The sequence below is a fragment of the Streptomyces sp. NBC_00569 genome, from assembly GCF_036345255.1.
In the GTDB taxonomy this organism is placed as follows: domain Bacteria; phylum Actinomycetota; class Actinomycetes; order Streptomycetales; family Streptomycetaceae; genus Streptomyces.
In genome coordinates this window covers 6,767,259-6,789,438 of the sequence record NZ_CP107783.1, presented here as the reverse complement: position 1 = coordinate 6,789,438, position 22,180 = coordinate 6,767,259, and the positions used below count along the sequence as shown (strand labels likewise).

General features: G+C 69.9%; 20 protein-coding genes. 9 read left to right on the top strand and 11 right to left on the bottom strand.

Annotated elements, in window-relative coordinates; genetic code table 11:
- The first annotated feature begins 7 nt into the window (after positions 1-7).
- The 4 genes from dgoD (at position 8) to OHO83_RS30470 (ending at position 3,120) form a co-directional block, all read left to right on the top strand.
- Positions 8-1,153 (top strand): galactonate dehydratase, encoded by a 1,146-nt coding sequence (gene dgoD / locus OHO83_RS30485; protein WP_266670155.1) that lies wholly within the window; start codon positions 8-10, stop codon positions 1,151-1,153.
- A gap of 79 nt (positions 1,154-1,232) precedes the next feature.
- Entirely contained in the window at positions 1,233-1,853 is a 621-nt protein-coding gene (locus OHO83_RS30480; protein WP_266670157.1) for a bifunctional 4-hydroxy-2-oxoglutarate aldolase/2-dehydro-3-deoxy-phosphogluconate aldolase, read from the top strand.
- Positions 1,850-2,866 carry a sugar kinase gene (locus OHO83_RS30475; protein WP_266670159.1) on the top strand — a complete coding sequence of 339 codons (1,017 nt, stop codon included), beginning with the start codon at positions 1,850-1,852 and terminating at the stop codon, positions 2,864-2,866. The genes OHO83_RS30480 and OHO83_RS30475 overlap by 4 nt, the downstream gene beginning before the upstream one ends.
- A gap of 32 nt (positions 2,867-2,898) precedes the next feature.
- Positions 2,899-3,120: an FmdB family zinc ribbon protein gene (locus OHO83_RS30470; RefSeq protein ID WP_266670161.1), complete on the top strand. Its 222-nt coding sequence runs from the start codon at positions 2,899-2,901 to the stop codon at positions 3,118-3,120.
- A gap of 115 nt (positions 3,121-3,235) precedes the next feature.
- Here the strand turns inward: OHO83_RS30470 and OHO83_RS30465 are convergent, their stop codons facing one another.
- The 3 genes from OHO83_RS30465 to OHO83_RS30455 form a co-directional block, all read right to left on the bottom strand.
- Positions 3,236-3,988 carry an HAD family hydrolase gene (locus OHO83_RS30465; RefSeq protein ID WP_389567543.1) on the bottom strand — a complete coding sequence of 251 codons (753 nt, stop codon included), beginning with the start codon at positions 3,986-3,988 and terminating at the stop codon, positions 3,236-3,238.
- Between the two features lie 77 nt (positions 3,989-4,065).
- Positions 4,066-6,591 carry a phosphoribosyltransferase gene (locus OHO83_RS30460; protein ID WP_266670165.1) on the bottom strand — a complete coding sequence of 842 codons (2,526 nt, stop codon included), beginning with the start codon at positions 6,589-6,591 and terminating at the stop codon, positions 4,066-4,068.
- Positions 6,592-6,617: 26 nt separating this feature from the next.
- Positions 6,618-7,784 (bottom strand): HpcH/HpaI aldolase/citrate lyase family protein, encoded by a 1,167-nt coding sequence (locus OHO83_RS30455; protein WP_266670167.1) that lies wholly within the window; start codon positions 7,782-7,784, stop codon positions 6,618-6,620.
- Positions 7,785-7,971: 187 nt separating this feature from the next.
- Between OHO83_RS30455 and OHO83_RS30450 the strand changes: the two genes are divergently transcribed.
- Entirely contained in the window at positions 7,972-8,904 is a 933-nt protein-coding gene (locus OHO83_RS30450) for a TerD family protein (protein WP_330280022.1), read from the top strand.
- Positions 8,905-9,003: 99 nt separating this feature from the next.
- Here OHO83_RS30450 and OHO83_RS30445 read toward each other — a convergent pair whose 3' ends face one another.
- The 6 genes from OHO83_RS30445 to OHO83_RS30420 all read right to left on the bottom strand — a co-directional run bounded on the left by OHO83_RS30445 (position 9,004) and on the right by OHO83_RS30420 (position 13,562).
- A complete protein-coding gene (locus OHO83_RS30445) occupies positions 9,004-9,744 on the bottom strand; it encodes a TerD family protein (protein ID WP_100591942.1) in 741 nt (246 codons plus the stop codon).
- 99 nt (positions 9,745-9,843) lie between these two features.
- Positions 9,844-10,992 (bottom strand): DUF475 domain-containing protein, encoded by a 1,149-nt coding sequence (locus OHO83_RS30440; RefSeq protein WP_330280021.1) that lies wholly within the window; start codon positions 10,990-10,992, stop codon positions 9,844-9,846.
- 73 nt (positions 10,993-11,065) lie between these two features.
- Positions 11,066-11,641, bottom strand: a complete 576-nt coding sequence (locus OHO83_RS30435) for a TerD family protein (RefSeq protein ID WP_100591940.1) — start codon at positions 11,639-11,641, stop codon at positions 11,066-11,068.
- Between the two features lie 98 nt (positions 11,642-11,739).
- The gene (locus tag OHO83_RS30430) at positions 11,740-12,315 is read right to left on the bottom strand and encodes a TerD family protein (protein ID WP_116502287.1); all 576 of its coding nucleotides are present in this window, start codon (positions 12,313-12,315) and stop codon (positions 11,740-11,742) included.
- A gap of 180 nt (positions 12,316-12,495) precedes the next feature.
- On the bottom strand, positions 12,496-12,954 hold the full coding sequence (locus tag OHO83_RS30425; protein WP_100591938.1) for a peroxiredoxin: 459 nt from the start codon (positions 12,952-12,954) through the stop codon (positions 12,496-12,498).
- 170 nt (positions 12,955-13,124) lie between these two features.
- Positions 13,125-13,562 (bottom strand): DUF3052 domain-containing protein, encoded by a 438-nt coding sequence (locus tag OHO83_RS30420; RefSeq protein WP_100591937.1) that lies wholly within the window; start codon positions 13,560-13,562, stop codon positions 13,125-13,127.
- Between the two features lie 437 nt (positions 13,563-13,999).
- On the opposite strand from OHO83_RS30420, the gene aceE reads away from it, so the two are divergent.
- The gene (aceE, locus tag OHO83_RS30415; protein WP_266670175.1) at positions 14,000-16,747 is read left to right on the top strand and encodes a pyruvate dehydrogenase (acetyl-transferring), homodimeric type; all 2,748 of its coding nucleotides are present in this window, start codon (positions 14,000-14,002) and stop codon (positions 16,745-16,747) included.
- Between the two features lie 79 nt (positions 16,748-16,826).
- On the opposite strand, the gene OHO83_RS30410 is transcribed toward aceE, so the two are convergent.
- On the bottom strand, positions 16,827-17,198 hold the full coding sequence (locus OHO83_RS30410; protein WP_266670177.1) for a peptidase inhibitor family I36 protein: 372 nt from the start codon (positions 17,196-17,198) through the stop codon (positions 16,827-16,829).
- Positions 17,199-17,470: 272 nt separating this feature from the next.
- The gene (locus tag OHO83_RS30405; protein WP_266670180.1) at positions 17,471-19,081 is read right to left on the bottom strand and encodes an MFS transporter; all 1,611 of its coding nucleotides are present in this window, start codon (positions 19,079-19,081) and stop codon (positions 17,471-17,473) included.
- A 115-nt stretch (positions 19,082-19,196) separates the two neighbouring features.
- Between OHO83_RS30405 and OHO83_RS30400 the strand changes: the two genes are divergently transcribed.
- The 3 genes from OHO83_RS30400 (at position 19,197) to OHO83_RS30390 (ending at position 22,144) form a co-directional block, all read left to right on the top strand.
- Entirely contained in the window at positions 19,197-19,841 is a 645-nt protein-coding gene (locus tag OHO83_RS30400; RefSeq protein ID WP_266670182.1) for a TetR/AcrR family transcriptional regulator, read from the top strand.
- A gap of 160 nt (positions 19,842-20,001) precedes the next feature.
- Positions 20,002-21,210 carry an alpha/beta hydrolase gene (locus OHO83_RS30395; RefSeq protein ID WP_329435399.1) on the top strand — a complete coding sequence of 403 codons (1,209 nt, stop codon included), beginning with the start codon at positions 20,002-20,004 and terminating at the stop codon, positions 21,208-21,210.
- A 76-nt stretch (positions 21,211-21,286) separates the two neighbouring features.
- Positions 21,287-22,144 (top strand): DUF4429 domain-containing protein, encoded by an 858-nt coding sequence (locus OHO83_RS30390; protein WP_330280020.1) that lies wholly within the window; start codon positions 21,287-21,289, stop codon positions 22,142-22,144.
- Positions 22,145-22,180: the final 36 nt, after the last annotated feature.

Here is a 22,180-nt window from a genome sequence, read left to right as displayed (position 1 = left end):
CCCGTACGTGAAGATCGCCCGCATCGAGACCTTCCTCGCCCCGCCCCGCTGGATGTTCGTCCGGGTGGAGACCGACGAAGGAGTCGTCGGCTGGGGTGAGCCCGTCGTCGAGGGGCGCGCGGAGCCGGTGCGGGCCGCCGTCGAGGTCCTCGCCGAACACCTGGTCGGCCAGGACCCGCTGCGCATCGAGGACCACTGGCAGGTCATGACCAAGGGCGGCTTCTACCGCGGCGGGCCGGTCCTGTCGTCCGCCGTCGCCGGGCTCGACCAGGCGCTGTGGGACATCAAGGGCAAGGCGTACGGGCAGCCGGTGCACCAGTTGCTCGGCGGGCCGGTGCGCGAGCGGATCCGCGCGTACGCCTGGGTGGGCGGTGATGAGCCGAGCGAGGTCAGGGACGCCGTGAGCGCCCAGGCCGAGGCCGGGTTCACGGCGGTGAAGATGAACGCCGTCGGGCGCATGACGCCGCTCGCCACGCGCGAGGAGGTCCGCGCGTGCCTGTTGCGCGCGGAGACGGCCCGTGAAGTCCTCGGCGACGAAAGGGACTTCGCGCTCGACTTCCACGGCCGCGTCTCCCCCGCGAACGCCCGCCGGCTGCTCCCGCTGCTCGCCGAGTACGCGCCCCTGTTCGTCGAGGAGCCCGTCCTCTCCGAGCACATGCACGCCGTCCCCGACCTGGTGAACGCCTCCAACATCCCGATCGCGCTCGGTGAACGGCTCTTCACCCGACGGGAGTTCCTCGCCCCGCTCGAGGCCGGCGTCGCCGTGGTGCAGCCCGACATCTCGCACGCGGGCGGCATCTCCGAGCTGCGCCGCATCGCCGCGCTCGCCGAGATGTACGGGGCCCACATCGCGCCGCACTGCCCGCTCGGCCCCGTGGCCCTCGCCGCGAGCCTCCAAGTCGCCTTCACCACACCGAACTTCCTGATTCAGGAGCAGTCGATCGGCATCCACTACAACAAGGACGCCGAACTCCTCGACTACGTCGCCGACCGCGAGCCGTTCCGCTTCGTCGGGGGATCGCTGCTGCGCACCGAACGGCCCGGCCTCGGCGTGGACATCGACGAGGCGGCCGTACGCGCCGCCGACGCCAAGGGGCACGCCTGGCGCAACCCCGTGTGGCGGTACGAGGACGGCTCGTTCGCCGAATGGTGACCCGAGCCGAGTGCCCAACCTGTATAAAACGCCCTTGAACGCCCCGAACACCCCTTGAAAGGAACCGAGGAAGAGCACCATGGACTTCACTACCGCACTGCGCACCGATCGCCTCGTGGCGATCGTCCGGGGAAGCGATCCCGACGCGTCGTTCCGTACGGTCATGGCCCTGGCCGAGGCCGGGATCCCACTGGTGGAGGTGTCGCTCAGTGGCCGTGACGCCCTCATGGTGATCCGCAGGGCGCGGGACGAGCTCGGCGACGACGTCTGGCTGGGCGCGGGCACGGTCCTGACCGCCGAGGACGCCCGCGAAGCGGCCGCGGCCGGGGCGAACCTCATCGTGACGCCAGGGCTCGGCCCCGGGGTCGACGAGTCCCTGCGACAGGGCCTGCCCGTGCTCGCCGGGGTGCTCACCCCGACCGACGTCATCGCGGCCGAGGCGTCCGGGGCGACGGCCCTGAAGATCTTCCCGGCGTCGGCGATGGGCGGCCCGTCGTATCTGAAGGCGCTGCGGGGACCGTTCCCCCGGACTCCGTTCGTGCCGGTGGGCGGGGTCGACGCGGCGGCGGCGACCGCCTATCTGGAGAGTGGCGCCATCGCGGTCGGGGTCGGCTCGCCGCTCATCGGCGACGCGGCGGACGGCGGGGATCTGGGTCAGCTGCGCAAGCGGGCGGCCGAGTTCAAGGCGGTGTGCGGATGACGGCGCCGGGACCGACTCCGGGGCCGAGCCCCTTCCCGGCCGCCTCCCCCATCACGTCCCCCGCCGACTCCCCCGTCGACGTGCTCACCTTCGGCGAGACCATGGTCGCGCTGCGCGGCCACGGTCCGTTCAAGCTGGGCGGCTCGATGGACCTGTCCGTCGCCGGCGCCGAGTCGAACGTCGCGATCGGGCTCACCCGGCTCGGCCACAGCGTCCGCTGGGCGGGCGCGGTCGGCGCCGACGAGGCGGGCGAACTGGTCCTGCGCACGCTGCGCGCCGAGGGCGTCGACACGTCCTGCGCCACCCGTGACACCGGCGCCCCTACGGGCCTGATCCTGTTCGAGCCGCGGCTGCCCGAGGTGACGCGGGTCCAGTACTACCGTGCGGGCTCTGCGGGTTCGCGGCTCGACGCCGACCGCGTCGAGCGGGCCTTCGCGGCCGGTCCGCCGCCCCGCGTCCTGCATCTGACGGGGATCACGCCCGCGCTCGGCACCTCCGCGCGCGACGCGTGCCGACGCGCCCTGCGGCTCGCCCGCGAGCACGGCGTTCCGGTCAGCCTGGACGCCAACTATCGTTCCCGGCTGTGGAGTTCGGAGGACGCCACCGCCGAACTGCGCGACTGGATCCCGTACGTGGACGTCCTCATCGCCTCCGACGACGAGCTGCCGCTGTGCGCGCCGCCCGGGCCGGACGCGGTCAAGGCCCTGCTCGATCTCGGGGTGCGCGAGGTCGTCGTCAAGCTCGGCGCCGACGGGGCGGTCGCCCACTCGGCCGACGGTGAGCTACGTGTCCCGGCCCGGCCGGTGCGCGCGGTGGACGCCGTCGGAGCCGGTGACGCCTTCGTCGCCGGCTATCTCTCCGCGCTCCTCGACGGCGAGGACGTCGCCGCGCGCCTCGACCGGGCCGTGACGACGGGCGCCTTCGCCGTCGCGCAGCCAGGCGACTGGGAGGGAGCCCCCACACGGGCGGAACTCGGGCTGCTCGGGGCGGGCCGGGGGACGGTCGTGCGCTGACGTCCGCCGGGCGCGGCCGCTAATCTGTGCCCATGCCACGCTACGAGTACCGCTGCCGGACCTGCGGCGACACGTTCGAACTGAGCCGCCCCATGGCCGAGTCCTCGGCCCCCGCGGACTGCCCCGCGGGCCACGACGACACGGTGAAGCTGCTGTCGACGGTCGCCGTGGGCGGCACCGCATCGAGCTCCGCCCCGGCCCGCCCCGCGGGCGGCGGAGGCGGGGGCTGCTGCGGCGGCGGCTGCTGCGGGTGACCTCCGGCAGGTGAATGCGCGCAGGGCGAGCGCATGAGGGCCTGCCCCGTGCATACGGGTGCGGCCCGACCCGTACATGACGGTGGGGCCTGACCCGTACGGCGTGCGATGGCCCCTACGGGGACGGGCGGGGATTGCGGACCTGCCCGATCAGCTCCCGCAGGATCGTCTCGCCCGCCGCGACACCCCGGTCCTCCAGGGCCGTGACGTGCCGCGCCGTCCAGCCCACGTCCGCGAGCTCGCCGTGGCCGGGGCGCCAGGCGTGGTCGGCCGCGAGGAGCAGGTCCGCGTCCAGCAGGGAGTCGCCGGCCGCCAGCGTGCGGTCGGCGCCCGAGCGGCGGGCCACCTCACGCATGGCCGCACTCTTGGTGAGCGGCTTCGGGACGGCGTAGATCTTGCGGCCCTGGAGGGAGACCGTCCAGCCGCGGCTCTCCGCCCACACGGCGAGTTCCTTGACCCAGCCCTCCGGGAGCAGGGACCGCTCGACCACGAGATACGCGAAGAGGTCCTCGGCGACGCGCTCCTTCAGGAGCCACGCCGGGTCGGCCGTCCGCACCAGATGCGCCCGCACCTCGTCGAGCGGCGCGCACTCGGCGGCGAGCCGTTCGTCCACAGCGGCACGCCAGTCCGGGTCGGACACCCCGTCCACCAGCAGGTGACCGCCGTTGGCGCAGATCGCGAACTGCGGTGCGGGGCCCGGGAGATGGATGCGTCCGTACTGCTCCCGGGTGCGGGTCGTCGTCGGGACGAAGAGTGCGCTGCGGCCGAGTTCGACGAGCAGCGCGGCCGCGTCCTCGGTGACGTAGGAGAGGGGCTTGCCCTCGTAGACCTCGACGCACAGCAGGCGTGGCGCCTGGGCGTCGGGCATGGTCAGGCCGAGGGCCGCGGCGGAGTAGATCAGGGTGCGGTCGAGGTCGCTGGCGACCAGGGTGACGGGCGTCGCGCTCACTTCGCGCCCACCGCCTTGCCGTCCGCACCGGTGGCGCCCCGCGTGTACTTCGGGTGGATCAACCCGACGCAGGTGTAAGGGAGTTCGGCGACCTCCTCGACGGGCACCCCGCGCTGCTCGGCCAGCAGGCGTACGTGGTCGAGGTCCGCGCCGGCGCCCGTGCGGGCGAGTATCTTCCACGGGACGCGGCGCAGCAGCACGCGGGTCGTCTCGCCGACGCCGGGCTTCACGAGGTTCACGTCGTGGATCTCGTACTCCTCGCTGATCCGCTCGACGGCCGCCCAGCCCTCCCAGGTGGGCGCGCGGTCGGCGGAGAGCATCTCCTTGACCTGGGCGTCCACGGCGTCGGCGACCTCGTCGAAGCGGGCCTCGATCGTGTCGAGGAAGTGCGTGGAGACGTCCGCCCCGGCGAGCTCGCGGTAGAACTTTCCGCCGTGGAAGTCGTTCGGCCCGACGAGGTCGGCACGCAGCACCGTACGCGATATCAGACCGGAGACCGTCGAGTTGAGGCACGCGGACGGGATGAGGAAGTCCTCACGGGTGCCGTAGGTGCGCACGCAGGAACCCGGGTCGGCGAGTACCGCGATCTCGGGGTCGAAGCCGGGGCCTCCCTCATTTTGCTGATGGGCCTTGAGCGCGTCGGCCAGTTCGCGGGTGATCGCGCCCTTGCCGGTCCAGCCGTCGACGAAGACGACGTCGGCCGGGTCGTGGTGGGCGGCGAGCCAGCGCAGCGCGTTCGCGTCGATGCCGCGGCCGCGCACGATCGAGACGGCGTAGTGCGGCAGGTCGAGGCCGCGCCGCGCCTGCGCCCACCGGCGCATCAGCACACCGACGGGCGTCCCGGCGCGCGCGAGCGAGACGAGTACGGGGCGCGGGGACCGCTCCGCGAGCACGGTCTCGGTCACGACGCCGACGGCCTGCGCGATCCGCGCGGCGGACACCTCCAGGGCGGACTGGAACAGCGCCTGGTACTCGGCGCTCGGCTGGTACTCGACGGGCAGCGACTCGGCGTAGTGCGCGCCACCGCCCTGTATCGCCTCCTCGCGCTCCTCGGTCGGTGCCTCCAGCTCGACGTCCGAGAGGTCCTGGAGCAGCCAGCCGACCTCGTCGGGCGCGTACGAGGAGAAGGCGGGGCCGCGCAGGGGCTCGGGGAGCGTGGGGGACACGAGGCGCCTTTCGGGGACGGCCTTTACGGGGGTGGCCCCCTCGGAGGCAGCCCTTCCGGGGACGTCCCTGTCAGGGACAGCCCTGTCAGGGACGTACGAGGGCACGACGGCGAGCAGCACGCGCGGGGCGTGTTCGGCGAGGCGCGCCAGCAGGCCGTCGGGGGCGTGCAGTTGAGGTGTGTCCGCGGTGGAGTCGACGACGGCGACGATCGCGTCGAAGTCACCGCCCGCGACGTTGTACGCGTACCGCTCGCCCGGCCCGTCGTCCGGGTCGTCGTGGGCGGGGAAGACGAGACGGGTGCGGATCGCGTAGCCGGGGTCGTCGACGGCGAGGACCGGCGAACGCGTCGTGGTGGAGTAGCGCACCTGCGCCTGCGTGCCCTTCTCGACCTCGCGGGCCAGGGCGAGCGGCGCGTACATCAGCTCCTCGAAGCCGAGGACGAGTACGCGGCGGGCGTTCCCCAGGGGGGCGGCGAGGCGGGCGGCCATGGCGGGCAGCGCCGCTTCGAGCGCCGCGCGGTGCTCCGGCGTGAAGCCGTGCCGGCCCCCGTCGGGCACGGACGCGGGCCAGCCGAGGTCCACACGCGTCACGCTGCCAGGCTCGCTGCGCGGCTCTGTGCGCGCCGTCGGGGCCCCGGCGAGGGACTCGTGGCGGGCGACCAGGGCCTGGCCCTTGGCGAGGACGTCGTCGGGGAGCTTGACGGTGCCGGAGGCGGACGCGACCAGGTCGACGCGGGCGCCGATCTCATCGGCGAAGTCGGCCAGGCGGTCCCGGTCGTCGGGCGAGCGCATGTCGACGAGGGCGACGATGACGTAGTGCTCGCGCGGGTAGCGCTCGTGCAGGGCGCGGATCGTGTTCAGGACCGTATTGCCCGTGGAGAACTCGTCGTCCACGAGGACGAGCGCCCCGTCGCCCGCGAGGAGGCGGGGGTCCTCGGGCAACAGCAGATGCGAGGTGGCGTGCGAGTGGGACTCCTCGAAGCCGCCCGCGCGCGCCACCCCGTCGACGGGGCGCCGCGTCGAGTGCAGATAGGGCGCGAGGCCCAGGCCGTCGGCCACGGAGTGCCCGAGGCCCGTCGCCGTCTCGGCGTATCCGAGCACGACGGCCCGCCGCGCCGCGTCGTCGCCGAGCAGCTCGCGCACCCGCAGACCGAGGTCGTGCCCGGCGCGCCAGACCACGTCCGGCGACTGCGGCACGTGCTTGCCCAGGACGTTCGACACGAGCAGATGGGCCCGTTTGGGATTGCGGCGCAGGGCGAGGCCCAGCATCCCGGATATCTCCTCGTCACCGACGAGCTCGACTCCGAGCCGCTGTGCGACCCATGTCCCCGACCAGACCACTTCGCCCCTTTTCATTGCTTTCATCATGACTCGCGCGCTCGTCACGCGGGCAGGCCGGCGTTGAGCAGCTCCACGAAGCCGACATCCTCATGGGCGACGCCGAAGACCTCCGCCCGCTGGAGAGTCCGCTCGGCCCAGGCCCGGTGCGGCTTCACTTCATTCATCTTGTTCGTGTAAGCGGATCTGAGGACCCCGCCACCGCCCCGCTCGGGCCGCAGGATGTCCTGGGCGTCCCCGTACTCCTCGTGACTGACCACGGACAGCGCGTGCACGGGCATCACGTGCGAGGGGTGGATGCAGGTCTTGCCGAGCAGGCCGTTGGCCCGGTCCAGCTCGATCTCGCGCAGCAGGCCGTCCATGTCGTGCTCGATGAGCGCCTGACGCAGCTCGACGGCCCGGCCCTCCAGGAAGGGGCTGCGGCGCAGCTGCGGCTTGAACATCCGCTCCTGATGCCGGAAATACTCCCAGACGGGGCCGGTCACGGTGAATCCGGTGCCGTCGGCGCGGCCGAGCAGATTGACCACGTCCCCGATCACGGAGGCCACGATCTGGACGTCGTACGCGGTCATGTCCGGCGGCCTGCGCAGCCCGTACGCGGAGCAGAAGTCGGTCACGCCGAGGCGCAGAGCCAGGACACGGTCGCGGTACTTGTCGACGGTGCGGGCGATCCCGGCGAGGGTGTCACCCCGCGTCTCCAGATGCAGGAGCTCGGGCGACTCCAGGACGGGCATCGCGAAGAGGCGCCGCCCGGTGGCCGCCTCCGCGGCGGAGAGCGCCTCCAGGAACGACGCACCCCGCTCCTCGGTGAATTTCGGCAGCACGAATCCGGACAGCAGCCGCACGGCCGGGCCGAGGCGGCGCGCGAGGTCGGTGATCTGCCCGGCGGCGCGGACGCGGATGAACAGCAGCGGAGGCTGCGCGCCCGGCCGGTCCGCGAGGTCGGTGAACTGCCTGACCAGGTTCTCCTCGGCGTCCGCGACCTCGGCGTCGTCGATCGAGTCCTCCAGGCACAGCACCATCGAGACGACGCCCCGGCCCGCCTGCTTGAGGACGTCGTCGGCGAGGCGCGGCCGCGTGGCCGGGCTGTAGAGCGTGGCCCCGAGGGCAGCCGCGAGCATGCGGGGCGACGAGTCCGCGGTGAAGTCACCGGGCTCCCGGTGGAACAGGCGCTGTCGCACCTCAGGGGCGATATGCCCGAAATGACGCATGAGATTCCCCCGTCGTGCCGCTCAGGCCCGAATTTAAGTGGCCGGTAATAGTACGTAGGGACCCATGTCAAGGGTTCCCATCGTGCATGAAATTCAGGTAACCCACCCATGTCGAGTATGTCGCTCGGCCCCGCCATCTCGTGCCCCCGCGTTGTCCTGGCCAGGACAGGGAAGGCAGGATGACCGCATGACGCACGCGATGCTGAAGGGGTCGAACGTCCCTCTCGAAGCCACGGCGGTCCGCGCCGTGCTGCGCTGGGCCGGCGGCCAGGGCGTGCCCGACGTCGACGCCTCGGCCCTGCTCCTCGGCCCTGACGGTCGCGTACGGTCCGACGAGGACTTCGTCTTCTACAACCAGCCCCGGCACCCCTCGGGCAAGGTCTGGCGGCTCGGCAAGAAGCGGGTCACCGACGGAGTCACCGACACGATCCAGTCGGACCTGGCCGGCCTCGGCCCGGAGGTCGGCCGCGTCCTCCTCGTGGCCTCGGCGGACGACGTCCCCTTCGACCGCGTACCCGCCCTGCGGATCCTCCTGTACGACGCCGCGGCCGCCGACGGCGAGCCCCTGGCCCACTTCGACGTGAAGCCGGAGACGGGCGCCGAGACGGCACTGATCTGCGGCGAGCTGTACCGGCGCGGTGAGGGCTGGAAGTTCCGGGCCCTGGGCGAGGGCTACTCGAACGGCCTGGTCGGTCTGGCCACGGACTTCGGCATCTCGGTGGACGAGTCGGAGCCGGCGGCGGATCTTCCGTCGTCCCCGCCAGGCCCGATGCCGGCAGCCGAACCGTCGTTCCCGCCCCCGGCCCCCGACACCTCGTTCACGGGATCGGCGTCGGGGTCGGGGTCGGGGTCGGGCTGGGGATCCGGGTCGGGTTCGGGTTACGGGTATCCGCAGGCGCCGGCGCCGCAGCCCCTCGCCGCGTCGCTCCCCGAGAGCGCACCCCAGCCCGTCTCCCAGCCGTCGTACGGGTATCCGCCGGCGGCGCCCACGCAGCCCGCGCCGCTCGCCATGCCGGTACCGACGACGCAGCCCGCGTACGGCTACCCGCAGCCGGTGCAGCCGCTGCCCGACCCGAACTTCGCCCTGCCTCCGCAGGGCCCTCAGTTCATCTCCCGCTGAGTCCGCGACCGGCCCCGGGCGGCTTCGGGGCCGGACAGGGTCGGCCAGGGCCAGACAGGGGCCCGGACAGGGCGGCGAGGCAGAGGTCGCGGGTCGGGCCTAGCGCTCCCCGACCTTGGACTTGTACCCCCGGCCCCACTGAAGTCCCCACCCGTACAGCCGGTCCAGCTCGGCCTGGAACCCGTACACGAACTTCACCTCGCGTCGCACGATCAGCTCGCCCTTGACGTTCTCGATCGTGACGACGGCGCAGGAGCGAGCCTGCGGGGCGCGCTCGTCGAGGCTGATCTCGACGCGTGGTCCGTTGCTCGGGTAGAGCGTGACGTGGGCGTGCGTACGGTCGAACGCTGGTGTCTGGTCGTAGATGTAGACGAAGACAAGCAGGCGCTTGATGGACTCGCGGTGATCGAGATTGACGTAGATCGTCTCACCCGACGCCGATCCGAACCGGTCGTCCCCGCTGAGCTTCACGTACGGCGGCGCGTTGAGCGCGCCGAAGAAGCTGCCGAGCGGCTGCACCACGCCCTTCTCCCCGTCGGTCAGCTCGTAGAGACAGCCGAGGTCAAGGTCCACATTGACCATGCTCTGCGTATGGGCCTGCACCACATCGGGCTTGAACAGCTTGAACGGGTGCCTCAGCAGGCTCTCGCGCTCGGGGCCGCCGATGTCCGAGGTCCGCATCCGCCAGGACAGGTTGATGCGCAGATTTCCGGTGGCCGCCCCCTGCTTGGTGAGCGAGACGACCGGGTGCCGCTTGGTGAGTTCGATGGAGTTCGATGCGGCGCTGCCCGACTCGAAGTCCGCCGCACGCCCCCGCCACAGTCCGTCCCAGAAGGACATTTCGCCCCCAAGTGCCCATGTTTCATGGTCCAGTTACGCCGACGGGGCGGCCGGTGAGGAGTTCTCCTCGCAGACCGCCCCGCTCACAGCGTTCCAGGATCAGAGCCCGGACGAAACCTCAGTCTTCTCGTCCGGGGCCGTCGCTTTTCCCTCGGCGGCCGCGAGCTTCTTGTTGCGGCGGACGGAGGAGAGGAACGACCAGGCGATCAGGACGACGCCGACGAGGCCGGTGATGACCTCGTTGATCTCGTACTGGATCGTGACCAGAAGGATCACGGCAAGGGCGCCGATCGCGTAGTGCGCGCCGTGCTCCAGGTACACGTAGTCGTCCAGGGTGCCCTGGCGGACCAGGTAGACCGTGAGCGAACGGACGTACATGGCGCCGATACCGAGGCCGAGCGCCATCAGGACGATGTCGTTGGTGATGGCGAAGGCGCCGATGACACCGTCGAAGGAGAACGACGCGTCCAGGACCTCGAGGTACAGGAACATGAAGAACGCGGCCTTGCCCGCCAGGACGACGGCCGTGGTCTTCTTGCCGGCCCGCTTGGCCTCTTCCTCAGCCTCGTGCTCGCGCTCCTCCTCTTCCTCGAGACGGTTCTCGAAGAAGCCCGAGAGGCCGCCGACGATCAAGTACGTGATCAGGCCGGCGACGCCGGAGAGCAGAACGGTCGCCGCCTTGTCGACGTGCACACCGCCGTGCTGGTGGGCGTGCGTCGCGACGGTCACCGAGGCGATCAGCAGCGCGATGAGGGCGACACAGACCGAGAGCATGTCGACCTTGCCGAGCTTGGCCAGCGGCCGCTCGATCCAGCGCAGCCACTGGATGTCGCGCTCCTCGAAGACGAAGTCGAGGAAGATCATCAGCAGGAACATGCCACCGAAGGCGGCGATCGAGGGATGCGCGTCCGTGACCAGCTGCTGGTAACGGTCGGGCTGGTTGAACGCGAGGTCCACCGCCTCGATGGGACCGAGCTTCGCGCTGATCGCGACGATGACGACGGGGAAGACCAGCCGCATGCCGAAGACGGCGATCAGCACACCGACCGTGAGGAAGATCTTCTGCCAGAAGGCATTCATCTTCTTCAGGATTCCGGCGTTGACCACCGCGTTGTCGAAGGACAGCGAGATCTCGAGGACGGCAAGGATCGCGACGACCCCGAATGCTGTCCATCCGTCGTAGAACACCGCCGCGACCAGGCCGAGCGCAGTAATTGCGAACGACCAGCCGAAGGTTTTCAAAACCACTGGCTACCCCATCAAGTGAGTACGGGTCTCCCCCGCGCCGGTAGGACGGGGCTCCCCCGCTCCGCGCACGGCTTTACGAAACATTGACCCCGAAGTCTAGAGCGATGCCTCGAAGGCCCGACGCGTACCCCTGCCCGACGGCGCGGAACTTCCATTCGCCGCCGTACCGGTACACCTCGCCGAAGATCATCGCGGTCTCTGTGGACGCGTCCTCGCTCAGGTCGTAGCGGGCGAGTTCCTGACCGTCCGCCTGATTGACCACGCGAATGAACGCGTTGCTGACCTGGCCGAACGTCTGTCCTCGGTTGTCCGCGTCATGGATCGAGACCGGGAAGACGATCTTGTCGCAGAACGCCGGCACCTTGGACAGGTCGATCAGAATCGACTCGTCGTCGCCCTCACCCTCACCGGTGAGGTTGTCACCGGTGTGCTCGACGGAGCCGTCCGGGCTGGTGAGCTGGTTGTAGAAGATGAACCACTCGTCGCCGAGCACCCGGCCGTCCTTGCACAGCAGCGCGCTGGCGTCGAGGTCGAAGTCGGCTCCGGTGGTGGAACGCGCGTCCCAGCCGAGTCCGATCAGCACCTGCGTGAGGTTCGGTGCGGCCTTGGAGAGGGAGACATTGCCCCCCTTGGCGAGCGTGACACCCATGATCGTGGTCCTCCCCGGTGTGATGTCGCTTGAGTTGTCGAGCGCGTCCGGCGCCGCACTCGCGTGCGGCGCCGGACGGTCATGCGGTCGTGCTCGGCTCAGACGTTGACGCCGAAGTCCTGCGCGATGCCGCGCAGACCCGAGGCGTAGCCCTGGCCGATGGCGCGGAACTTCCACTCCGCGCCGTTGCGGTACAGCTCGCCGAAGACCATGGCGGTCTCCGTCGAGGCGTCCTCGGAGAGGTCGTACCGGGCGATCTCCGCCCCGCCCGCCTGGTTCACGACGCGGATGAACGCGTTGCGCACCTGGCCGAACGACTGCTGGCGGTTCTCGGCGTCGTAGATGGAGACCGGGAACACGATCTTGTCCACATCGGCCGGGACGCCGGCGAGGTTGACCTTGAGCTGCTCGTCGTCACCCTCGCCTTCACCCGTGGTGTTGTCGCCGGTGTGCTCGACCGAGCCGTCCGGGCTCTTCAGGTTGTTGAAGAACACGAAGTTGGCGTCACTGCTGACCTTGCCCTCCGCGTTCGTCAGGATGGCGCTGGCGTCAAGGTCGAAGTCCGTACCGGTGGTGGTACGGACGTCCCACCCGAGGCCGATGATGACCGCGGTCAGGCCAGGAGCCTCCTTGGTCAGCGATACGTTGCCGCCCTTGCTGAGGCTGACTCCCACGAGTCCTCCCATTGGTGTCGGGGGCGGGGAGCCCCGTCGTGCGTTGGTATCGGATCAACGTCTGGATCCTAGTGACCGGTTCCCGGCAGCCACAGGTTCCGCACCCGAAGAATCCCAGGGTGTCATCCCCGGGACATCCCCGAGAGATGCGCGACACACACCGCTGTGACCCCTGAGGGGTCAGAGGGTGTCGATCGCCTTGACGTATTCGTTGAGGTCGCGGGCGTCCGGCAGGCCGTTGACGACGGTCCAGCGGACCACGCCCTCCTTGTCGATGATGAAGGTGCCGCGCACCGCGCAGCCCTTCTCCTCGTCGAAGACGCCGTACGCGCGCGAGGCCTCGCCGTGCGGCCAGAAGTCCGACAGGAGCGGGTACTCGAGGCCTTCCTGCTCGGCGAAGACACGCAGGCTGAACGGCGAGTCGTTCGATACGGCGAGCAGCTGGACGTCGTCGTTGACGAACTTCGGCAGCTCGTCACGCAGGGCGCACAGCTCGCCGGTGCAGACGCCGGTGAAGGCGAACGGGTAGAAGAGCAGCACCACGTTCTTCTCACCCCGGAAGTCCGAGAGCCGCACGGTCTCGCCGTGCTGCGTCTTGAGCTCGAAATCCGGAGCCTTCGTGCCGACCTCGATCGTCATGGTCAAGCTTTCCTTCCGTGGAGCCGTTCGGGTGAGGCCCAGCCTAGGCGCCGAGGACGCTGCTCCCGCGTGGGGCCCCGCGTGTCGCCGGGCGCAAGCGTGCGGCCCCCGTCGACGCGTCATGGCGTCGGCGGGGGCCGCACGGAGTGTCTGCTGGGGTCTTTCGTCGGCTAGCGCTTCTTGGCGGCCGCCTTCGGCGTGACGAGGCGGCTGCCCGCCCAGTCCTTGCCCGCGTTGATGCTCTTGGTCTGCGAGAGACCCGCGGTCTGCGCGGCTTCGTTGATGTCGCTCGGCTCGACATAGCCGTCGCGGCCGGTCTTCGGGGTCAGCAGCCAGACAGGGGCACCGTCGTCGACCAGCTGGCTGGCGTCTACCAACGCGTCCGTCAGATCGCCGTCGTCCTCGCGGAACCACAGCACCACCGCGTCAGCGACGTCGTCGTAGTCCTCGTCGACGAGCTCGCTGCCGATGACTTCCTCAATGGACTCGCGGAGCTCCTGGTCGACGTCGTCGTCGAAGCCGATCTCCTGGACCACCTGCTCGGGCTGGAAACCCAGCCTCGCGGCAGGGTTGGTCCGCTCCTCCGCGTGGTCCGCGGTCGCGCTCACGGATTGCCTCCTGATCATGTTTACGAAGTTGTCTGCTGCTTCGCGCGTGCGCGAAGCGTTGGCCGTAGTCCACACGGGCGGGGCGGATCGCGCAAGTACCCGGCCCCCGAGACCGCCGAAACGGTGACGTTCCAGGCGGTCTCACCGCATCTTCAGTCAAGGATCCCCGCAGGCCGGTGATGTATGCCACACCGTTCTGCCGGATTTGCCCACCCTGTGGATGACGGTTGTCCACCTCGGCCGAACGGCCTCACGAAACTGGTGAACCACATGAGCGTATCGTTGCGATTTGGCCGCACCCGTCCGGGGAACCCTGGGGAATCACTCCGATTACCCCGCGGTAGAGGTGACGATTGTGCCCCCGAGGTACACGATGGGGAGCGGCGCAGCCGCATTGCACCCCAATTGCACATCTCGACCGACAGTGAAGGAACAGCGTGGTTTCCGGATCCGATCGCAATCCGATCATCATTGGCGGCCTCCCCAGCCAGGTCCCGGACTTCGATCCCGAAGAGACCCAGGAATGGCTCGACTCCCTCGACGCAGCCGTTGACGAGCGCGGGCGGGAGCGGGCCCGCTACCTGATGCTCCGGCTGATCGAGCGCGCCCGCGAGAAGCGTGTGGCCGTGCCCGAGATGCGCAGCACGGACTACATCAACACGATCGCGACCAAGGACGAGCCCTTCTTCCCCGGCAACGAGGAGATCGAGCGCAAGGTCCTGAACGCGACCCGCTGGAACGCCGCGGTGATGGTCTCCCGCGCCCAGCGCCCCGGGATCGGGGTAGGCGGCCACATCGCCACCTTCGCCTCCTCCGCCTCGCTCTACGACGTGGGCTTCAACCACTTCTTCCGCGGCAAGGACGACGGCAAGGGCGGCGACCAGATCTTCTTCCAGGGCCACGCGTCGCCGGGCATCTACGCCCGCGCGTATCTCCTGGACCGCCTGACCGAGGGCCAGCTCGACTCCTTCCGCCAGGAGAAGTCGAAGGCCCCGTACGGCCTGTCGTCGTACCCGCACCCCCGGCTGATGCCGGACTTCTGGGAGTTCCCCACCGTCTCCATGGGCCTCGGCCCGCTGGGCGCGATCTTCCAGGCGCGGATGAACCGCTACATGCAGGCCCGCGACATCGCCGACACCTCCGCGTCGCACGTCTGGGCGTTCCTCGGCGACGGCGAGATGGACGAGCCCGAGTCGCTCGGCCAGCTGTCGATCGCGGCCCGTGAGGGCCTCGACAACCTGACCTTCGTGGTCAACTGCAACCTGCAGCGCCTCGACGGACCCGTGCGCGGGAACGGCAAGATCATCCAGGAGCTGGAGTCGCAGTTCCGCGGCGCCGGCTGGAACGTCATCAAGCTGGTCTGGGACCGCAGTTGGGACCCGCTGCTCGCGCAGGACCGCGACGGCGTCCTGGTGAACAAGCTGAACACCACGCCCGACGGCCAGTTCCAGACGTATGCCACCGAGCCCGGCTCGTACATCCGTGACCACTTCTTCGGTGACGACCACCGGCTGCGCGCGATGGTCGAGAACATGACCGACGACCAGATCCTGCACCTGGGGCGCGGCGGGCACGACCACAAGAAGATCTTCGCGGCCTTCCAGGCGGCCAAGCAGCACAAGGGCCAGCCGACGGTCATCCTGGCGCAGACGGTCAAGGGCTGGACCCTCGGCCCCAACTTCGAGGGCCGCAACGCGACCCACCAGATGAAGAAGCTGACGGTCGACGACCTCAAGGGCTTCCGGGACCGGCTGCACCTGCCGATCACCGACAAGCAGCTCGAGGGCGGCGCCCCGCCGTACTACCACCCGGGCCGTGACTCGGAGGAGATCCAGTACATGCACGACCGCCGGCACGGGCTCGGCGGCTATGTGCCGACCCGCGTCGTGCGGTCCAAGCCGCTGGCTCTCCCCGACGACAAGACGTACGCGAGTGTGAAGAAGGGCTCCGGCCAGCAGTCGATCGCCACCACCATGGCGTTCGTCCGGCTGCTCAAGGACCTGATGCGGGACAAGGAGATCGGCCGCCGCTTCGTGCTGATCGCGCCGGACGAGTACCGCACGTTCGGCATGGACTCGTTCTTCCCGAGCGCGAAGATCTACAACCCGCTCGGCCAGCAGTACGAGTCCGTGGACCGCGAGCTGCTGCTCGCGTACAAGGAGTCGCCGACGGGCCAGATGCTGCACGACGGCATCTCCGAGGCGGGCTGCACGGCCTCGCTGATCGCCGCGGGGTCGGCGTACGCGACGCATGGCGAGCCGCTGATCCCGGTCTATGTCTTCTACTCGATGTTCGGTTTCCAGCGCACCGGCGACCAGTTCTGGCAGATGGCCGACCAGCTGGCGCGCGGTTTCGTGCTGGGGGCGACCGCCGGACGGACGACCCTGACCGGTGAGGGTCTGCAGCACGCGGACGGTCACTCGCAGCTGCTCGCCTCGACCAACCCGGCCTGTGTCGCCTACGACCCGGCCTTCGGCTTCGAGATCGCGCACATCGTGCAGGACGGTCTGCAGCGGATGTACGGCGCCACCGCCGAGCACCCGCACGGCGAGGACATCTTCTACTACCTCACCGTCTACAACGAGCCGCTGCAGCACCCGGCCGAGCCCGCCGATGTCGACGTGGAGGGCATCCTCAAGGGCATCCACCGCTTCAGCCCGGGTACTTCGGGCACCATCCCGGCGCAGATCCTCGCCTCGGGTATCGCGGTGCCGTGGGCCCTGGAGGCGCAGCAGATCCTCGCCACGGAGTGGAACGTCAAGGCGGACGTCTGGTCGGCGACCTCCTGGAACGAACTGCGCCGCGAGGCCGTCGACGTGGAACGGCACAATCTGCTGCACCCCGACGAGGACCAGCGCGTCCCCTATGTCACGCAGAAGCTGTCCGGCTCGGAGGGTCCGTTCGTCGCGGTCTCCGACTGGATGCGGTCCGTGCCCGACCAGATCTCCCGCTGGGTACCGGGCACGTACCAGTCGCTCGGCGCGGACGGCTTCGGCTTCGCGGACACGCGCGGCGCTGCCCGGCGCTTCTTCCACATCGACGCCCAGTCGATCGTGGTGGGTGTCCTCACGGAGCTGGCCCGGGACGGCAAGGTCGACCGCTCGGTCCTGAAGCAGGCGATCGACCGCTACCAGCTCCTCGACGTCACGGCGGCCGACCCCGGCGCTGCGGGCGGCGACGCGTAGGGACCAGGTCCCGACTGTCGTAGAGGTACGAGGTGCGGTGCGGCCACGGGGGCCGCATCGCACCTCGCTCTCTTTCATCTCAGCGCTCCCAGACCTTGAACGCCCGTACCCGGTAAGGGGACTGGGGTGCCCATGTGCCGCTGCCGGGATAGGTCTGGAACTCTCCCGTCTCGGCGCACTCGGCGGACTGGTAGGCCGTGACCGGCCGTCCGGTGCGGTTGGCGAGAGCCTGCGCGCTGCCCCCCTCCGGCAGCGCGACGCAGCTCTCGATGTCGATCCCGGACAGCTCGTATGCCTGCCGGTGCCCCTTGAACTCCGGCTTCTCCCACAGACACAGCTCCCCCGCCGCGCAGTTCCCCGATGTCGGCGGGGCGGCGGCGCCCGCATGAACCGGCGTCAGCACGACGGCCGCCAGCGCGGCCGCGACCGTCAGCGGAAGCGTCGTACCCATCGCGGCGCGCATCCTCGTACTCATATCGATCAACCCCCGTGTCGTGCCGGTCACTTGTCTGCACTCTGAACCGGTGGGCGATCGGGCGGGAAGAGCTGACGGAGCAGATCACCCGGATAAGCGAAATGCCCCCAGGATTTCCCTGAGGGCACTTCCGGGTGCGTGCGGGGGTGGTTCGGGGTGATCTGCGGGTTTCCTCCGAGGGGCTGTCTTCCCGATGGCTGCCGCCCCCGACGAGGCCGTCCTCCGAGAGGCGCTTCCCCCGATGCGCGCTAGATGTGTGCGGCCCCCGCGCCCGCCTCCGCGTTCGCCCCACGCTTGGTCAGCAGCGCGACGAAGATCGCCACGACGGCGACGCCCGCGGCGACCAGGCAGGCCAGGCTCATGCCGGAGATGAAGGTGTCGTGCGCGACCGAGGTGATCTTCTCGGCGAGCACGGCAGGGGTGCCCTTCGGGACCGGGCCCACGCCGACCTGGACCGCCTCGGACGCCTGGTCCAGCTGAGCGGGCGTGAGCGGCGGGAGCTTGGCGTCGGTCCAGTTGCCCGCGAGGTCGTTGTCCACCTTCGAGGCCATCACGGCGCCGAGCACGGCGGTGCCGAGACTTCCGCCGATCTGCATGGCGGCCTGCTGGAGGCCGCCGGCGACACCGGAGAGCTCCATCGGGGCGTTGCCCACGATGACCTCGGTGGCGCCCACCATGACGGGAGCGAGGCCCAGGCCGAGGAGGGCGAACCACAGCGACATGATGCCGCTGCCCGTGCCCGACTCCAGCGTGGACATGCCGTACATGGCGACGGCGGTGAGCAGCATGCCGCCGGCGAGCGGGATACGCGGACCCACCTTCGTGATCATCGCGCCCGCCAGCGGAGAGCCCACGATCATCATTCCGGTCAGCGGCAGGAGGTGCAGACCGGAGTCGACAGGGCTCATGCCGTGCACGTTCTGCAGGTAGAAGGTGACGAAGAAGAGCCCGCCCATGAAGGCGATGGCCATGAGCACCATCAGGACCACACCGGCCGACAGCGGCACCGACCGGAACAGGGCCAGCGGGATCAGCGGCTCCTTGACGCGCGTCTCCCAGATCGCGAAGAGCGCGAAGCACAGCACGGAGGCCGCCAGGAACGTCCAGGTCAGGCCGTCGCCCCAACCCCACGTGGGGGCCTTGATGAGCGCCCAGACCAGGCAGAACATCGCGCCGGAGAGCAACACGATGCCGAGGATGTCGAAGGATCGCGGCGCGTTCTCGGCGCGGTGGTCCTTGAGGATCAGGAGTCCGAGGACGAGGGCGATGACGCCGACCGGGACGTTGATGAAGAAGACGGACTGCCAGCTGACGTGCTGGACGAGCAGCCCACCGAGGATCGGGCCGCCCGCGGTCGAGGCGCCGATCACCATGCCCCAGATGCCGATCGCCATGTTCAGCTTCTCGGCGGGGAAGGTGGCCCGCAGGAGGCCCAGCGCGGCTGGCATGAGCAGCGCGCCGAACAGGCCCTGGAACACCCGGAAGGTGACCACCAGGGCGATGCTGTCCGACAGGCCGATGGCCCCCGAGGCCGCGGCGAATCCGATCACGCCGATGAGGAACGTCTGCCGATGGCCGAACCGGTCGCCGAGCTTGCCGGCAGTGATCAGCGTGACCGCGAGGGCGAGGAAGTAGCCGTTGGTGATCCACTGGACGTCGGCGAAGCTCGCGCCGAGGTCCTTCTGGATGGCCGGGTTGGCGATGGCCACGATGGTGCCGTCGAGGGCGACCATCATCACGCCGATCGCGACGGAGAACAGCGTCAGCCAGGGGTGGCCGCGAAGCCCCTTGGCCGGGGCCGGAACGGACACGGGCTCCGGAGCCTTGTCCGCCTTGTCGACGGTGGTCTGACTAGTCATGCATCCGAGGCTAATGACAGTGACTGACAGTTGACAAACGGATTCACAAGTCGGTAACTGTCACATTGCTCACAGGTAAGCTGAGCTGGGCAAACAGACGCAAAGAGGGGCGCGAGTGAAGACGCGGGAAGCGCATTCAGGACTACGGGAACGCAAGAAGCAGCGCACCCGCGACGCCCTGCTGCGCTCCGCACTGGAACTCTTCACCACAAAGGGGTACGACCGCACGACGGTTGACGAAATCGCGGAGGCCGTCGACGTCTCGCAGCGCACCTTCTTCCGGTACTTCACCAGCAAGGAGGAGACCGCGTTCGCGGTCCAGGACATGGTGGAGTCCCGCTTCGTCACCCTCCTGCGCGAACGCCCCGCGGCCGACAGCCCGTTCGAGGCCCTGCGCGGAGCCGTGCTCGACGCCTGGGACACCCTCGGCGAGCCCATCGAGGAGGTCGTTCCGGTCGAACTCCACATGCGCACCTACCAGATGATCGAATCCACCCCCTCCCTGATCGCCGTCCACCTGCGCCGCTCCACGGAACTGGAGGAGGAGATCGCGCGGGTGATCGCCGAGCGTGAGGGCGTCGACGTGGAGGCGGATCCGCGCCCCCGCGTGACAGTGGCCGCGTTCAGTGGCGTGATGCGCATGGCCGGGCGGCTGTGGGGCGCCGGTGAGGACATCAGCGTCGCGTCGATCCGCGAGGTCACGGAGTCGTATCTCGACCAGCTGGGGCCGGTGTTGGCAGGGAAGTGGCGCACGGAGTGACCGACCGTGCACTCCCGTGCGCGAGGGGCGAAATCGGCACCTACAGAGCGTGATGACACCACCTGAGCTAGGTCCGTTTTGCCCCAATTGACCCACCAGAAACGTGATCTGCCTCACCGATTTCGCGGGTTGGTCTGCGGTTCTCCTAGGGTGTCCCGCAGTGACTTCCTTCGACTCATCCCCGCAACTCAGCGTCTGGCGCGCACTGCTCGCTCTGGCCGTCGTGTTCGTCATGCTGGCGACCACCGGCTGGACCGCCGTGCGCCACAAGGGCGTCACCTCGCCGGTCAACGCCGCCATCACGGCGTGGGAACACGGCCAGCTCAACGGGCGCGCCCTGCCGGACCCGGACGGCTCTCCCGCCCGCCTCGCGCAGTTCTTCGCCTCACTCACCAGCCAGCAGAGCACCCGGCTCGTCACCCACTACCCGCTCGCTGTCGGGAACATGAACGGCGCGCCGGTGGAACTGCGCTACCGCGCCAACCGCATCGCCCTCGACCAGGCACGCAAGGTGGCGCGGAAGAGCACGCACGACAACCGGCTCTCCACCGCGGGACAGCGCGACGCCGGCCAGCGCATGAACCGGTACGCGTCGCTGATGAACCCCGACCGCAAGATCCTTGCCTTCGATCCCCTGGGCACCGGCCGCGTCGCCGAGGTCTTCGGGGACCTCGACAAGGCCCAGCGCGTCTCGATCGTGGTTCCCGGGGTCGACACCAACCTCCTCACGTTCCAGCGGACCTTCCGCAAGTACTCGGCGCCCGTCGGCATGGCGCGCTCCCTGTACGACGCGGAGCGCGCCGCCGGACCGGGCACACGGACCGCTGTGATCGCCTGGGCCGACTACACGACGCCCGCGGGTCTCGGCGTCGACGCGGCCACCGCGATGCGCGCGGAAGAGGGCGCCACCCGGCTCAACGCCCTGGTGCGCGCCCTGCCCGGTCGCTCCCCCGTGGCCCTGTACTGCCACAGTTACGGCTCCGTGGTGTGTGGTGTCGCCGCACACAAGCTGCCGTCCCGGGTGAGCGACATAGCGGTCGCCGGCAGCCCCGGCATGCGCGCCGGGAAGGCCTCGAAACTGGGTACCCACGCGCGCGTGTGGGCGATGCGGGACAGCGACGACTGGATTCAGGACGTGCCGTACCTGGAGGTCGGCGGGATCGGCCACGGCGCCGACCCCGTCTCCCGGGGATTCGGCGCCCGGGTCCTGTCAGCAGCCGGCGCGCATGGACACACCGGCTACTTCGAGCCCGGTACGGAGAGTCTCAGCAACTTCGCCGACATCGGGGTCGGCTCGTACCGCACCCTGCGCTGCGCGAGCGGGCATGACACCTGTCGTGACGGATCTTCCGGCGCCGCGTCTGCCTGACGCGCGTAGAAATCGGTGAAACAGGGGCACGACGCAACAGGGGACGGAGGCGCGCGTGCCGCATACGATGAGCCGCATGGGTGACGTACTGGCCGGATTTCATGCCGCCTGGGAGTTCGAGTCCGACTCCGTGCTCATCCGCTTCGAACGGGGAATCCGCACGCCGAAGCTGCTGAATGCACTCGGTGAGCGCCGCATCCCCTATGAGGCGATCGCGGCGGTGACACTCACTCCCGGCAAGCGCGGGACCGTCGTCCTGCGCGCCGTGCCGAGACCGGGCGCCGATCCGCTGATGGACGCAGCCGCGGGACAGCTCAAGGAGGGGTGCGACCCCTACCGGCTCGTCCTGCCCGGCGAGCGCCAGACACTCGCCGAGTACTACGCGGACGAGCTGCGCGGCGTGCTGACCCCGGCCGGCGGCGCGCCGTCGGCCCGCTACCTGGTGGCGGCACCCGAGGCGCCGCTGCACTTCAAGGCCTACGACGGCAAGGCCTCCTTCGACGGCAAGTCCGTGGCCTTCCGATGGTTCTGGACCGGGGCGTCGTCCGCGAAGTGGAAGGCCGGCGACAAGAGCTTTCCCGTCTCGGATCTGAGCGGCGTCGAATGGCGCTCGCCCGAGGTCTTCGAGGGCCATCTGCGACTCTTGCGCCGCGACACGTCCGAGCAGCCCGCCCAGGCCGACCAGGACCCGGCCGCCGTGATCTTCGGCCTCGGGTACGGGCCCGTGCACGAGTCGCTGCCCTTCGCCGCGTCCATCCTCGCCGCGGTACGGGCCGAGGGCTCGGCCGTGCCGGCGTCCGGCGCCTCCCCCGCCCGGCGTGACCCCGCGGACATCGCCGACCGCATCCGTCACCTGGGCGAGCTGCACCAGGCCGGCCTCGTCACCGACGCCGAGTTCTCGACGAAGAAGGCCGAGCTGCTGGCGGAACTGTAGGGCGGCCTCGTGGCGCGCCCCGGCACGGCGTGCGGC

What these genes read in the sequence shown, in the direction of transcription:
- OHO83_RS30480 (WP_266670157.1), top strand. Translation starts at nt 1,233, where the DNA reads ATGGACTTCACTACCGCACTGCGCACCGATCGCCTCGTGGCGATCGTC.
- OHO83_RS30475 (WP_266670159.1), top strand. Translation starts at nt 1,850, where the DNA reads ATGACGGCGCCGGGACCGACTCCGGGGCCGAGCCCCTTCCCGGCCGCC.
- OHO83_RS30470 (WP_266670161.1), top strand. Translation starts at nt 2,899, where the DNA reads ATGCCACGCTACGAGTACCGCTGCCGGACCTGCGGCGACACGTTCGAA.
- OHO83_RS30465 (WP_389567543.1), bottom strand. Translation starts at nt 3,988, where the DNA reads ATGCCCGACGCCCAGGCGCCACGCCTGCTGTGCGTCGAGGTCTACGAG.
- OHO83_RS30460 (WP_266670165.1), bottom strand. Translation starts at nt 6,591, where the DNA reads ATGAAAAGGGGCGAAGTGGTCTGGTCGGGGACATGGGTCGCACAGCGG.
- OHO83_RS30455 (WP_266670167.1), bottom strand. Translation starts at nt 7,784, where the DNA reads ATGCGTCATTTCGGGCATATCGCCCCTGAGGTGCGACAGCGCCTGTTC.
- OHO83_RS30450 (WP_330280022.1), top strand. Translation starts at nt 7,972, where the DNA reads ATGACGCACGCGATGCTGAAGGGGTCGAACGTCCCTCTCGAAGCCACG.
- OHO83_RS30445 (WP_100591942.1), bottom strand. Translation starts at nt 9,744, where the DNA reads ATGTCCTTCTGGGACGGACTGTGGCGGGGGCGTGCGGCGGACTTCGAG.
- OHO83_RS30435 (WP_100591940.1), bottom strand. Translation starts at nt 11,641, where the DNA reads ATGGGTGTCACGCTCGCCAAGGGGGGCAATGTCTCCCTCTCCAAGGCC.
- OHO83_RS30425 (WP_100591938.1), bottom strand. Translation starts at nt 12,954, where the DNA reads ATGACGATCGAGGTCGGCACGAAGGCTCCGGATTTCGAGCTCAAGACG.
- OHO83_RS30410 (WP_266670177.1), bottom strand. Translation starts at nt 17,198, where the DNA reads ATGGGTACGACGCTTCCGCTGACGGTCGCGGCCGCGCTGGCGGCCGTC.
- OHO83_RS30405 (WP_266670180.1), bottom strand. Translation starts at nt 19,081, where the DNA reads ATGACTAGTCAGACCACCGTCGACAAGGCGGACAAGGCTCCGGAGCCC.
- OHO83_RS30390 (WP_330280020.1), top strand. Translation starts at nt 21,287, where the DNA reads ATGGGTGACGTACTGGCCGGATTTCATGCCGCCTGGGAGTTCGAGTCC.